The organism is Larkinella punicea (genome assembly GCF_003334855.1).
Taxonomy (GTDB): Bacteria; Bacteroidota; Bacteroidia; order Cytophagales; family Spirosomataceae; genus Larkinella; species Larkinella punicea.
Genome location: NZ_QOWE01000033.1, coordinates 65,350 through 78,273 on the forward strand (window position 1 = coordinate 65,350; position 12,924 = coordinate 78,273).

At 54.0% G+C, this 12,924-nt stretch carries 8 protein-coding genes; 1 reads left to right on the plus strand and 7 read right to left on the minus strand.

What is annotated here, in order from left to right; genetic code table 11:
- Positions 1–61: 61 nt before the first annotated feature.
- The 4 genes from DUE52_RS29445 to DUE52_RS29460 form a co-directional block, all read right to left on the minus strand.
- Positions 62–1,654, minus strand: coding sequence for a 3-keto-alpha-glucoside-1,2-lyase-like domain-containing protein (locus DUE52_RS29445; RefSeq protein WP_114409681.1), 1,593 nt, complete (start codon positions 1,652–1,654; stop codon positions 62–64).
- A 113-nt stretch (positions 1,655–1,767) separates the two neighbouring features.
- Positions 1,768–3,276 (minus strand): RagB/SusD family nutrient uptake outer membrane protein, encoded by a 1,509-nt coding sequence (locus tag DUE52_RS29450; RefSeq protein WP_114409682.1) that lies wholly within the window; start codon positions 3,274–3,276, stop codon positions 1,768–1,770.
- Positions 3,277–3,296: 20 nt separating this feature from the next.
- Positions 3,297–6,707: a TonB-dependent receptor gene (locus DUE52_RS29455; protein WP_165841058.1), complete on the minus strand. Its 3,411-nt coding sequence runs from the start codon at positions 6,705–6,707 to the stop codon at positions 3,297–3,299.
- Positions 6,708–6,909: 202 nt separating this feature from the next.
- Positions 6,910–7,926: a FecR family protein gene (locus tag DUE52_RS29460; protein WP_114409684.1), complete on the minus strand. Its 1,017-nt coding sequence runs from the start codon at positions 7,924–7,926 to the stop codon at positions 6,910–6,912.
- Between the two features lie 149 nt (positions 7,927–8,075).
- On the opposite strand from DUE52_RS29460, the gene DUE52_RS29465 reads away from it, so the two are divergent.
- Positions 8,076–8,672 carry an RNA polymerase sigma-70 factor gene (locus tag DUE52_RS29465; protein WP_133299982.1) on the plus strand — a complete coding sequence of 199 codons (597 nt, stop codon included), beginning with the start codon at positions 8,076–8,078 and terminating at the stop codon, positions 8,670–8,672.
- Between the two features lie 58 nt (positions 8,673–8,730).
- Here the strand turns inward: DUE52_RS29465 and DUE52_RS29470 are convergent, their stop codons facing one another.
- The 3 genes from DUE52_RS29470 to DUE52_RS29480 all read right to left on the minus strand — a co-directional run bounded on the left by DUE52_RS29470 (position 8,731) and on the right by DUE52_RS29480 (position 12,884).
- Positions 8,731–10,089 carry a bile acid:sodium symporter family protein gene (locus DUE52_RS29470; RefSeq protein WP_114409686.1) on the minus strand — a complete coding sequence of 453 codons (1,359 nt, stop codon included), beginning with the start codon at positions 10,087–10,089 and terminating at the stop codon, positions 8,731–8,733.
- Positions 10,090–10,100: 11 nt separating this feature from the next.
- A complete protein-coding gene (locus DUE52_RS29475; protein WP_114409687.1) occupies positions 10,101–10,829 on the minus strand; it encodes a D-lyxose/D-mannose family sugar isomerase in 729 nt (242 codons plus the stop codon).
- Positions 10,830–10,997: 168 nt separating this feature from the next.
- On the minus strand, positions 10,998–12,884 hold the full coding sequence (locus tag DUE52_RS29480) for a LamG-like jellyroll fold domain-containing protein (RefSeq protein WP_114409689.1): 1,887 nt from the start codon (positions 12,882–12,884) through the stop codon (positions 10,998–11,000).
- Positions 12,885–12,924 lie beyond the last annotated feature (40 nt).

Here is a 12,924-nt window from a genome sequence, read left to right on the forward strand (position 1 = left end):
CAGGTTTCAGGAATGTATAAAATTGGGCGTGGGCTGGGTTTTGGGAATTGACTAAATCACCTCATCGCACCGGAGCCAGCTTGCGTTGTTCGTCTGCAATCCGCTGTTCGGCTTCCCGGATCAGCGGTTCGAACGCTTTCATTTCTTCCGGAAAAATCCGCCGGTTTTTGTCTTTCCAGTCGTGGCTAAAGGGTTGTGTGATCCGGTCGCCGTTCAGAAACGCCCAGTTGCTCGGTCGCCAGTAGTTGAACCAGAGGACGTTTTTCGTCAGAATTTCCTTTCGAAGCGGAGCGAGTTGATTGGAAAATTCCTGTGGTTGATACAAGGCTTTCATAATCAATTCTGCTACCAACTGTTGGCCGTTCGTGTTGAGGTGCATCCCGTTGGTCGTCAAAGACCCAAAAGCAGCCGACGACTGAACCGGGTGAAACAGATCGACAAAACTATATCCTTCGGATTCCGCCAGCTTTTTGATCTCATACGTGTATTGCTCAACGGGCGCGGTCGTCAACCGATTAGTCGATTTCCCTTCCGGGGTCAGGTGCGAACGGGCGGGTTCAAACGGAATTGGCGAAAGCAGCACAATGCGCCGGTCGGTTTTCCGGATTTCATTCAGTAGTTTTTGGTACGCAGCAATGAATTTGGGAAGGGCTTTTTCGCCGTCCAGCGACTCCATTTGCCCGAACTGCACAAACACCACATCGGCGCCCAGGCTGTCCAGATTCTTGCTCCAGCTCCCGAAACCGACATCCCGGAATTGCTCATACACCGTGTCGCCATCCCAGCCCAGGTTCCAGAGGTGGAGTTTTGTGGTGGGGTGAGCGGCCATAAGCAGCGTTTCCAGAATACCGTCTTTGCGCATCGTGGCGATGTTGGTTCCCCCGGCAAACGCGATGACATCGTCCGGGTTAAATTTCAGCGGCAAACTGCTCTGACGTTTGTCTTCCGGGCGTTTTAGTTGGTCGTTCAACTGTACTTCGGTCATTCCCGCCAGTTCGACTTTCGGATTATGAACCAGCTTGTTGATTTTGTAGGTAACGGTTTGGGGATCACCGCTGTGGATCTGGAGGGCAATCTGCCCCGAGGCATCTCCGCCGGGGTCTTTGATCGCCACCGCCAGTTTGCCATTGATGGCCGTCCAGATCCGGTCGCCTACGGCCAGAATTTCGTAGTGATTCCACTGCCCGCGTTTGACGGCTTTCTCGCCCCGGTCGCCCCAGTCCAGTTTCTGCCGACCATGTTCGTGGTACAGTCGCCCCCAGACGTCCTTCCCCATATCCGCCTGATAGCCCAGGGCCTGCCCCGTTGCGTCGGCCTGTTTGGAGCGAAACTGAATGCCGGCATTGCGGTCGTCCGGTTCGAGTTTGACGTCGATGCTCAAATAAAAATCGCTCACTTTGACTGACGACCAAAGGAAGCGGTTGTTGGGAACTGGCTGGTTGGCCCGGCCCACAATGGCACCGTCTTTCACCGACCAGTATTTCATGTCTGTCGCCGACCAGCCGGCTAAATCTTTCCCGTTGAAGAAGGATTTATCCAGGCGGGGTTGCGCCCAGGTGGTTACGCCGATCATCCAGAGAATTCCAGTCAATAGCAGAAACCGGTGGCGGTTTGCAGATCGAAAACCGTCTTTAAAGAATTTTGGTGATAACATACGTTTTCTGTTGGTTTAGGAATTGTACCCCTAAATCCCCTGAAGGGGACTTTTGATCCGAATGTTTCGGTGTCCAAGTCCCCTTCAGGGGATTTAGGGGTACATGGGCGGACTCAATACCCCGGATTCTGTTTCATATCCGGATTGATGATGATCTCGCCGATGGGAATCGGATACAGCAAATCCCGCTCGGTAACGTTAAAAGCAGCGGCTGCGGGCGCGCTACCCAGCGGGTAATAATATTTCTGCGGATTGGCCTTGATTCGCGCACCGTACTCGCTCATCGTCTTGACGGCCAGACCGCTGCGGACCAGATCATGCCAGCGTTTGTTCTCAAAAGCCAGCTCGATCCGGCGTTCACGCAGGATGGCATCCCGCAGCGTCGTCTGGTTGGTGGCGGTGACATTGGGCAACCCCGCCCGAGTGCGAACCTGATTCAGAAAACCGCCCGCATCCCCCAATCGCCCTTGTTCGTTGGCGGCTTCGGCCAGCATCAGCAGCACTTCCGCATACCGGTAAACCGGCCAGTTGACCCCGGTTTCGCCGTAGCGGGCGTGCGGAAACTGGTATTTTTTGATGTACGGCGTATTTTTATACGTAACGCCCACTAACGGCGAAGTGCCGGAATAAAACCCAATCGACGCCTTGTAGCGTTTGTCTCTGAGCGTATCCTCGTAAGCCGCCAGCAAATCCGGCGTTGGCGTGTTGTAGCAGCCATCCGTATTCGACGACGACGGTTTTACGCCGGTAATCACCGATGGATCAGTCAACACCGGCAAAAACTTATACGGCATGTAATTGCTGACGGCCTGCGACGTGCCTTCGGCGTACTGCACATCGAAAATGATTTCGCTATTGCCTTCGTTTGTCGGTTTGAAAACATCGCCGTATTCCGCCACCAGCGCGTAACCCTGTCCTGTCACCAGTTTCAAAGCGGTTTCCGCTTCGGGCCAGCGTTTCTGGTTGATATACACGTCGCCGAGCAGCGTGTAAGCCGCGCCCGATGCGACGCGCCCGGCAGCCTGGGAGGTTTTGGCGGGCAGCAGTTTGGTGGCCTGTTCGGCGTCGGCAATGATCTGTTTGTAGACCTCGGCGATGTCGGCGCGCGGCTTGAAGGTGTCTTTGTAGGAACCCGCCGGTTCCAGAAAAACCGGGACACCGCCGAAATTTTTCAGCAGATCAAAATACGCAAAAGCCCGCAGGAAATACGCCTGCCCTTTCAGATTGTCTTTGGATGCCTGATCGAAATCGACCGCATCGATGGTGCTCAGCACCTGATTGGCGCGGGCGATGATCAGGTAATCGTTCGTCCATTTCCCGGCGGTATTGCGGTTGTTGTTTTCGATGGTGAACGTCGAGGGATCTTCTTCCGGTTTGGGGCCGCGCTGGGCGATGTTGAACACAAAATGGGTGTTGTCGGAACGCATCTCGTTCAGAATCCAGTCCTGGTTATACAGCGGTTGCAGGGGGGCGTAAATTCCGCCGACGGCCTGTTCAAAATCCGCTTTCGACTGGTAGAAACTGGCCGGTGTCAGCACGGTTTCGGGAACAACATCTAAAAAATCTTTGCAGGCACTGACCAGTAAAAGCAGGAGTCCCGCGAGTAAAAATCTATTTTTCATGGTGAGTCGAATGGGAGGGTTTAGAAACCGACGTTGACGCCGAAACTGACCGTACGGGGCACCGGATACGAATTTTCATCGATGCCCGGCGAACTGCCGCTGGCGGAATTGCGGGTGTTTACTTCCGGATTTGGCCCCGGATACCGGGTGATCACAAACGCGTTCTGAACGCTGCCGTAAACCCGCAACCGGCGGATGACACTCCCGGCTTTCAGTGGAAGCGTGTAGCCCAGCGTGATGTTTTTGAACGACAGGAAACTGCCATCCTTGATGTAGCGGGTGTGCCAGCGGTCGCGCTCCAGATACGTCGTTCCCTGCTGGGTGCTGCCGTATTTGCCCGCTCCCGGATTTTCCGGCGATTTCCAGCGATCTTTTACTTCGGCCAGGACGTTGAAAACGCCATCAAGATTGGTTGTCCAGTTTTCGTAATGCGTCAGAATCTGGTTGCCGTAGGTGCCGGTGAGGGTCAGCGAGCCGTCAAAATTCCCGTACGTAAATGTGTTGGTCATCCCGAAAATGAAATCCGGCCAGGGGTTGCCAATGTCCGTATAATCTTCCGGGAACGTGATCTTTCCGTCGCCGTTCAAATCCCGGAATTTGATGGTTCCGACCTGCGAATCCGCGTATTTGGGCGAGCTGTCGAAGTCTTCCTGATTTTTATACACCCCATCCTGCACGGCCCCGTAGAACATCCCGACGGGTCGGCCTACCTGCGAACGGTGGCTGTAAAAACCGTAGCTGCTGATGCCGTGGAACAAGGCCGTGGTTGATTGGGTCGATAGGCTGACGATTTTGTTGCGGTCGAACGAAATATTGAAATTGGTATTCCACGAAAACCGGCTGGTGTTGATGTTGTAGGTATTGATCCCGATTTCGTGACCCCACAGTTTCAGCTCGCCGATGTTGGTCTGGATGTTACTGAAACCGGAGGATTGGGGAACCGCAACGTTAAACAACAGATCGCTGGATTTCGTGGAATAGTAATTATACGTCAACTGAATGCGGTCGTTCAGGAAGTAGATGTCGGCGCCCACGTTCAGTTGCTTCTTGCGTTCCCAGCCCAAGGTGTTGTCGCCCAGGTTGGTTGTGGCCCGGCCCTGAAACAGCCCGTTGTTAAAACCGTAATACACCGGGCTGATGGTCGAGCGAAACGTGTAATTCCCGATGTCAAAATTGCCCGTGGTGCCGTAGCTGGCGCGGAGTTTCAGGAACGAAACCGGTTTGAATTTCCAGAAATCCTCCTTCGACACAATCCAGCCCACGGAAGCCGAGGGGAAATTTCCCCAGCGGTTGTCCGGCCCAAACCGCGATGAACCGTCGCGCCGAACCGAAGCTGTGAAGAGGTATTTGCTCTTGTAATTGTAATTTAGCCGCGCCAGATACGACAGCAAGGCCCACTCCTGAACCCCGCTGGTGACCACCACCCGACCGGCGGCACTGACGGCCTGAATCTTGTCGTCGGCGTAGTTGCTGGCCGTAACGAGCGTGTTTTCACCCCGAAACCGCTGCGCCGTAAAATCGACCAGCGCGTCGATGTTGTGTCCGTTGAAGTCGGTTTGGTACATCAACGAGTTCTCGTTCACCCAGTTATACGACCGGCTGGAGTTGTCTGAACCGAACGGAATCCGGGGTGGGGGCGTAAACATGACGCCGATGGTCGACGGATTGAACTGGAACACGTTGGAGTTGCTGGTCTGAACGTTCACCGTCGTCTTGGCCGTCAGCCCTTTCAGGATTTTGTATTCGACAAAAGCGTTTGCCAGCAGTTGCAGATTCTTCCCTTCATACACTTTCTCTTTGGCCACCCGCAGCCAGTTCGGATTGCCAAACGTGGCCGGGTCCGAAGCCGTCAGCGTCAGGCTACCGTCCGGGTTGTAGGGACTCGCCAGCGGGGTGGTCGCCAGAGCCGCCGAAACGATGTTCTCGGAACCGTACGGCCCGCCGTCGGTGGCAAAATTGGTGTTAGTGGCGTAATTCGGGGCGATGTTGAAGCCGATTCGCACCTTCGGGCTGGGCGTAAAAATCGAGTTGACCCGCAGCGAAAGCCGCTTGTACCCCGTTCCAACAATGACGCCTTCCTGACTGAAATAACCGCCCGTGACCGAGGTGCTGAAATTCTTCATGCCCGCGTTGACGGTCAGGTTGTAGCTCTGGATGGGCGCGGTTCGGGTGATGGCGTCGTACCAGTCGGTGCCTTTTCCGGCGTATTGTTCGGGATTCTGAAAAGCCGCATTCACCGGGCGACCGTTCAATTCGGCAATTTCTTTCTGAAACTGCGCGTATTCCTGCGCGTTCATCATCGTCAGCCGACGCGATTTCGGAATTTGTTCAAAACCGTAATAGGCGTCGAAGTCGATCTGCGTTTTGCCGGGAATCGCCGATTTGGTCTGGATCAGCACCACGCCGTTGGCCGCCCTGGAACCGTAGAGCGAGGACGCTGCGGCATCTTTCAAAACCGTAATGCTTTCAATTTCAGCAGGGTTGATGGTGTTGATGTTGCCGGAAATGGGCATGCCGTCCACCACATAGAGCGGATCGGACCCGGCGGTGATCGAAACCGCCCCCCGGATTTTGATGTTCATGCCTTCGCCGGGCCGACCCGACACCTGATCGATGCGTACCCCGCTCAGTTTTCCCTGCAACAATTGCCCCACCTGCGCCACGGGGGCGTCTTTCATCTGCCGTTCGGAAATCGTGGAAATCGCGCCGGTGATGTCTTCCTTTTGCTGCGTTCCGTAGCCGACCACAACCACCTCGGCCAGGGCTTTGGTGTCGGTTTTGAGCAGAACATCAACGGTTGACCGGTTGCCAACGACCATTTCTTCCGGCAAATAGCCCACAAACGAGAAAACCAGCGTCGCATTTTCATTCGGAACGGCGAGTGTATACCGGCCTTCGGCATTGGTGGTGGTTCCGCGCTGTGAGCCTTTCAGAACGACACTGACACCCGGCAGGGCTTCGTTTTTCTCGTCGGTCACTTTCCCCGAAATCGTCAGGTCGGCTTCGGGCTGGATCGGCAGGGGCGTAATGTCCCGGTGAATCTCGGGAGCGTTCAGGAAGAACGTTTTTCGTCGGTTGCGCTTGAGGATGATCTGCTCATTGGTGGATTTGTATTCGATTTGCAGGGGCGACAAAAGCCGGTCGAGGACGGCCGAAAGCGGTTCGTTGAGGGCCGAAATGCTCACTTTTTCATCGACCGGAATCATGCTCCGGCTATAAGCAAACCGCACGTTGGCCCGGCTTTCGATCTCCGAAAGGGCTTTTTGCAGCGATATATTTTCAGCCTTCAGGCTAATGTTTCGTTTGAGAAGGTCCTGCGCGTCGGATTCCCGGGCGTAGGCAACCGCCGTGAGGAGTCCAATGAGCAGAATTTGAAGCACCGATAACCGCATAAGGGCATATACAGTCTTGTTTTTTAGAAAAAAATGCATAGGTTTGGGTGGTTAAATTGAACAATAGAAAGCCGATCATCACCTTCGGAGTGATGGTAGTCAGGAATGCTTGTTCAGAGTCAGGAGTGCCGCAATCACTCCTGATTTCCTTTACAAGCCCGGCAAAAAGAGGGGTTGTCGTTTTAGCATAGGAGGGGGTTTAGATATTATCATTAAAATTTCGTCTTCCGGTTTTTCGAGTTCATTCTACGGTACCACAGCCTTCTCCATCGATTATGATGCTGTCGCCCCGCATTTCATAAGTAGCTTCCACCATTTGGGTCGTTATTTCCAGAATTTCCGCCAGCCGGTTGTGGTCAAAAGTGGCTTTCAGGCGGCAATTGGCCAGATTCGGGTTGGCGAGTTTGATTTTAATCCCGTATTTCTTTTGCAGCCGCATCGCAATTTCCGATAATTTTTCGTCCTCAAACGTGAGCGAAATGGGTTGCCAGGTATCGACCTTTTCCCGGAATTTCGAGAGTTCCGTGGACGTCAGCAGGCCCGAAGCAACTTCGAAAACCGCCTGTTGCCGGGGCAATAGCAGCACCGATTTCTCTTTCCCCTGGCGGTCCGGAACCGACACCGACACCTTGCCCGTTACGACCGATACCTCATACCACGACTGATCGGAGTTGGACTTTACGTTGAAACTGGTTCCCAACACTTTCACCAGCAGCGAATTACTCTTGACGTAAAAGGGCCGCGCCGGGTCTTTGGTTACTTCAAAAAACGCTTCGCCTTCGACGCTCACCGTCCGCGACGTTTCGGAAAATGCCCGGGCCGTATACTGAATTTTGGCGGCCGGATTCAGCCAGACCTTGCTGCCATCGGGCAACTGGTGACGGACCACCTGTTTTTGCGTGTTGACAATGGAAACCGCATCGGCGACCTGATCTACAACCGGTTGGGTCGTATTCAGATAGAAGTAGACGCCCAGACTCGCGATGAGCAGCACCACGGCAGCCGCAGCATATCGCCAGACATTCGGCACCAGCGGACGGATTTTGACCGGTTGTTCCGGCTGAATTTCGTCATCGGTTTGGTGGCGGATAAGTTCCTGAATTTTTTTCAAATGCCGGGGCTGGTTAAATTCCCGGATTTCGGCGGTTTCATTGTTCAGGCTGGCGTACCATTGCTCCACCTGTTCAACTTCGTCCGGGTTGCACTTGCCCTCCACGTATTTCTTCAACAGGTCGGGCGAAATGGCTTTTGGGTTCATAGGTTCGTTTGATCAGCTCCCACTTGGTTGGCTGCTCTACTGACAAGACGCACAAAAAACCGCTAACCCTGGTGGGATTTGAAGAAAGTTTATAACAAATACTATCTGAAACCTTAGTAGTATTGCATCGGGCCTGTTTTTTAGAATCGATGCACAACCCGTACCGTGAGATGGACGCCCAGGCGCTGTGGCAACTGGTGAAGACGAAAGCCGATTCGGCGGCTTTTGCGGAGCTGCACGCCCGGTTTTCCGGAAAGCTCTACGCATTGTCCTACCGGAAAACCGGCGATTCGGATGCTTCCGAAGACCTGGTGCAGGATTTATTTGTGACACTCTGGGTGCAGCGGGAAGCTCTTTCCATCGACAAAACCATTCAAGTCTATCTGTTTTCGGCGCTCAAAAACCGGATCATTTCCTACTTGCGGAAGCAAATTCTGCACAAATCGGTTTCGCTCGACGAGGTGTATTCGGAGGTTCAGGTTTCGCACTCGGCCAATGTGGTTCAGGACTGGATTCAGGTCCGGGAGGTTCAGGAAGTATACCTGCGGGAATTGCAAAATCTGCCCGAAAAAAGCCGGGAAGTGTTCGAACTCAGCCGCAGCGGTCTCGCCAACAAGGAAATTGCGGAGCAACTCGGGCTGGCCGAAAAAACCATCGAATTTCACATCAGCAAGTGTCTGCGGGTGCTGCGGGTCAAGTTGTTATACGTGGTCGGGGTTGTATCGACGCTGTTGTTACTGAATTGATTTCGATACGAATTAAAAAACAGCCCACGGTTTGAACTGTGGGCTGGATTTGACAATATCACCTTTTATACGGAACGTTCTCCCGAAAACTGGCTTGCGGAACATTCTGACTTTCAGATGGAACTGGGAATTCAGGAGCGGTATTTTCTCCCGTTGGTCGTTTCCGAAACCAGTTCGCCAGCGCCGAACCGGTCACGTTCTGCAACGGCCCGAAGATGGCCGAGGCCAGTCCCAAGGTCGCCACTTTCCCCATTTGCAAGGCGAGACCGGTGGCCACTCCGCCGTTTTGCATCCCGACTTCAAACGCAATCGTCCGGCGGTCCCGCTCGGGCAATCCGAACAGCAAAGCTGTGAAATAACCAACGCTCAAGCCAATCAGGTTGTGCAACAGGCAGGTAATGATCAGCAAACCACCGACTTGCAGCAGATTGTCGCGCCCCGACGCCGTGATGATGACGGTATTGATCACAATGCCGAGCATGGCGACAAACGAAAGGCTGCTTTCAATCATGGCCCGGTCAATGGTCTTCGCATTTTTCAGCAGCATCGCGCTCACCATCGGCAGGAGGTAAAACCAGAAGGTCGAGGTCAGGAGGGCCATCAGAAAACCCATGCCGTCGGCCTTTGTGATAACCATCATCACCAGATTCGTCACCAGAATAATGCCGGCAAAAGCCAGCAACTGAACGGTTCTGGCGCGTCTGGTTTCGTTGCCGAAATAAAACAGGTTGAAAATAAAACCGGCCACAATCGGAATGATGATCATGTTGGTGATGTCGATCATCATGTGGGCGATGTCGATTTCGACGTACTGCCCACCCAGCCATTTCATCAGAAAAGGTGTTATAAACGGCGACAGAATGGTGGAACAGGCCCCGATCGTGACGGCCAGCGCCAGGTTGGCCCCCGACAGATATGACATCACATTGGACGCCATCGCGCTGGAAACGCAGCCGATCAGGATGACGCCCCCGGCAATTTCGGGTTCAAAATCAAACAGATGGGATAACGAAAAACCGACCAGCGGCATCACCATAAAGTGGCAGCCAATTCCGATCAGAACGCCCTTTGGCATTTTGACGACGCCTTTAAAATCGTCAAAACTCATGTGCGACCCCATGCCGAACATGGTGAGCTGTACGAAAGGAACGATGAGCCGTTTCAGTTGAAAATCGCCAACGGTAAAGAAATAGGTGGGGTAGAACATCGCGACTGTGACAGCCGCCAGAATCCAGACAGTGTAGGAAAAACCTTTGAGTTGGGCAAAGCCCCGGAAGGCCAGCGCCAGCAAAACCAGCGCGAGCATCAACACCGGGCCGGTTGCTGCGAGGTTCTCAGACGCGTACAAGAGTCCTGAACCGGCAAAGGCCAGGCCGGACAGCACCAGCAGGACCATAGAAAAACGACGTGGCATCATCAGGTTTAGGTTTATTCGCTAATAAGTTCAATACCAGCCCTGGGATACTCATGGCAGAGGAAATATCGGCGGGCTTCATCCTCTTCAATTTCGGGAAACCGGATGCCATAATCGACCAGGAAAACGTTGTCGTTCAGGTCGTCGCAGACGCTCGAAATCTCGGCACTGAGCGTGTAGCCAATGCCGTCGATCTGCCAACCGGTGCCTTCTTCGCCCCAGAACTGGTGAATCGTGCGCGGATGAATCGTCAGGCTTTCGCCGGGCCGCAGTCGCACGATCTCGCCCGGTCCCAGCCGCCGGGTGCAGCCGTCCACCTGCGTCAAAAAAGTTTCCTTGGATGGATTGCCTTCGGCGTCGGCTTTGGTAAGTTGCACCAGCACATTGCCGCCCGCGCGGCAGATGATGTCTTCGCGTTTTGAAAGGTGGAAGTGGGCCGGGGCGCGTTGGTTTTCCGGGTCGATGAGCCATTTTTCGGCGTATTGCTTCGGATAATTTGGCTGATTAGGCCGACCATTGCGAACGGTAAACAACGTCCGCCCGATGTTGTGAAAATCCTGGCTGCCAAAGTCGGTGACGTCCCAGCCCAGCATGCAGTCGCGGATTTCGTTGTATTCCGGCCCGGCGTCGAGCCACTGGTCAAGGGTCCAGTTGGCGAAAGGCGGGAGGTACATTCCGAAATGGGCAATAACTTCTTTGGCTGTTTCGATGCTGGCGTTCACAACGGATCGTTTCAAGTTCATGAGAATCAGGGTGATGTGTTTGGTTTTTTGGGATGTAAAACCGTTAAAATGGTTTCGGAAAGGCGAAATGGTTCTGCGACCCCCGGTTTAAACCGGGGGCTACAAGATGAATCATCCCTACGGGATTGGTGAATTGGATAATCCCGTAAGGAGGGCCGATCGAATGCTTTACGGGATTTTCTTCTGCGCGTTGTAATTACCGATGGCTTCCGACACCGTCAACGCCCGGTTGTAGACCGAAAGCTGGCTAATCCGCCCGTTGAGTTGCGTTCCAAGGCTGATCTGAGCGGCTCCGGCTACCGACTTCAGGTACGGATTGAACCGGCCCCAGCCGAACTGTCGCGTGTCATCCCCGTCGTTGAAATTGCCGTCGACCACGAAGGAGATGAGGTGCGGGCCTCCGTCGACGATGATGCTGACATGGTGGTTTTGATTGGCTTTCAGCAGGCCTTCGTCGCAGGACCAGGTGGATTCCGTACGCCCGTCGTTCATCGCAAACTCAACCGTTTTTTTGTCGGTCGTTCGTACAAACCAGCCTTTTCCGGTGGCGTCGCGGGCGTCGAGCAGAATCTGGTTGTCAGACAGGTTGCTGAGGGTGAAGCTGAGGTCGACCGTAAAACCGTTCGGTACGTTCATGCCCGGCTGTTCCAGTTTTTTCGTATCGCGTTTGTAAAATTCGGGCAGGGTTGGCGCGGCCACGGTTTGCGGAAATTTTCCTGATTGATACGACCAGTTGGTGACCAAACCATCCTGCGCTTTTTTCGGGTTGTCGAACTGATTCCACACCAGATTCAGCAGCTTTTCGTCAATTTTGTGGACGCGGGCAATGTCTTTCTGCGTTTCTGTGATGTAATACGAGCCTTTGTCTTCGACCAGATCGGGGTAACTCATCCGGATCAGCGGGTCTTCGTCGTACAGCAAAACCTCGGGCTGCGTCCATTTGATGACTTTCCCTTTGGGCGAATCGACTTCCACACCACCCGACACCCAGGCCGGATTCCGGTCTTCGTAGGCCATGCTACGCCGGTTTTTGTGTTCCCGAATAAACCGCCCGCCGTGGTTGTGAAACCAGTAGAGGTACTTTCCATTCTCGCATTTCCAGACAAAATTAGCGGCTCGCGGGTGCTTCATCAACTGGCCGTTGCCATACCGCATGTACTGGGGCGGCTCCCAGGTATGACCGGCATCCCGGCTGTAGGTATAGGCCGGATAACCGTCGATGGTCCGGTAAACGCAGAAGAAAGAACCGTCGCTCAACACCACGAAATTTTGTTCTTCGGCAATGGGACCGCCGTCTTTGGCCGGTGTCCGCAGGCCGATTTCGCCGTCGGGCAGGGTGTTCCACTTCGCCTTGGCGGGATCGGTGGCGGTGAATAAATCGGGACTTTGCAACAAAGCGCCTTCGCTACTGGTGAAAAAGCCTTCGCCAAAACCGCCTACTTTGTGGACTGGAACATACGCCGATTCCTTGTAGGCAAAAGCCCGGCCCACGTTCCAGAAGTATTGAATTTTTCCCTGATACGGGTTCTTTTTGTCGATTTCAAAATTCCGCATGGGGATCGCTACCCGGTTTGCCGACCAACTTTTGCCGTTGTCGTCCGAGTATTTAAAGACAAAATACCCCTGGCTATCCACCCGCTTGACCAGCCCATCGGCATACGGCGGATTGTCGCCTTTCACCGCGCGGATGTTGTCGGTATTGTGATTATAGAAAACAAAAATCCGGCCCGATGGCGCTTTCAACAGCACGGCATACGACGCTTCCGGCCCGTCGCCCGGTTCGACATCCCGTTTATCGATCCAGGTTTTTCCCTGATCAAGACTTCGTTGGGAAATCAAATGCTGGCCCGACGCGCCCTCGTGACCGGTTCCGGTGGTCAACACGCAGAGCCACGCGCCGTCGTTGGTTTTGACGATGTAAGGCTGATCACTGTACGTTTCGTCGGGAATCACCATCCCGGTTTTGATATCGCGGGCGTCCTGCGCCACCAGCACGCCGGTCAGGGCGAAACCGAGACTCAGCGACAGAACGATTCTTTTCAAGTTGACTTGCATAGTTTCAACGGTTTTACCTAAAAGCCAGCCGCTCCGCCGG

What these genes read in the sequence shown, in the direction of transcription:
- DUE52_RS29445 (WP_114409681.1), bottom strand. Translation starts at nt 1,654, where the DNA reads ATGTTATCACCAAAATTCTTTAAAGACGGTTTTCGATCTGCAAACCGC.
- DUE52_RS29450 (WP_114409682.1), bottom strand. Translation starts at nt 3,276, where the DNA reads ATGAAAAATAGATTTTTACTCGCGGGACTCCTGCTTTTACTGGTCAGT.
- DUE52_RS29455 (WP_165841058.1), bottom strand. Translation starts at nt 6,707, where the DNA reads ATGCATTTTTTTCTAAAAAACAAGACTGTATATGCCCTTATGCGGTTA.
- DUE52_RS29460 (WP_114409684.1), bottom strand. Translation starts at nt 7,926, where the DNA reads ATGAACCCAAAAGCCATTTCGCCCGACCTGTTGAAGAAATACGTGGAG.
- DUE52_RS29465 (WP_133299982.1), top strand. Translation starts at nt 8,076, where the DNA reads ATGCACAACCCGTACCGTGAGATGGACGCCCAGGCGCTGTGGCAACTG.
- DUE52_RS29470 (WP_114409686.1), bottom strand. Translation starts at nt 10,089, where the DNA reads ATGATGCCACGTCGTTTTTCTATGGTCCTGCTGGTGCTGTCCGGCCTG.
- DUE52_RS29475 (WP_114409687.1), bottom strand. Translation starts at nt 10,829, where the DNA reads ATGAACTTGAAACGATCCGTTGTGAACGCCAGCATCGAAACAGCCAAA.
- DUE52_RS29480 (WP_114409689.1), bottom strand. Translation starts at nt 12,884, where the DNA reads ATGCAAGTCAACTTGAAAAGAATCGTTCTGTCGCTGAGTCTCGGTTTC.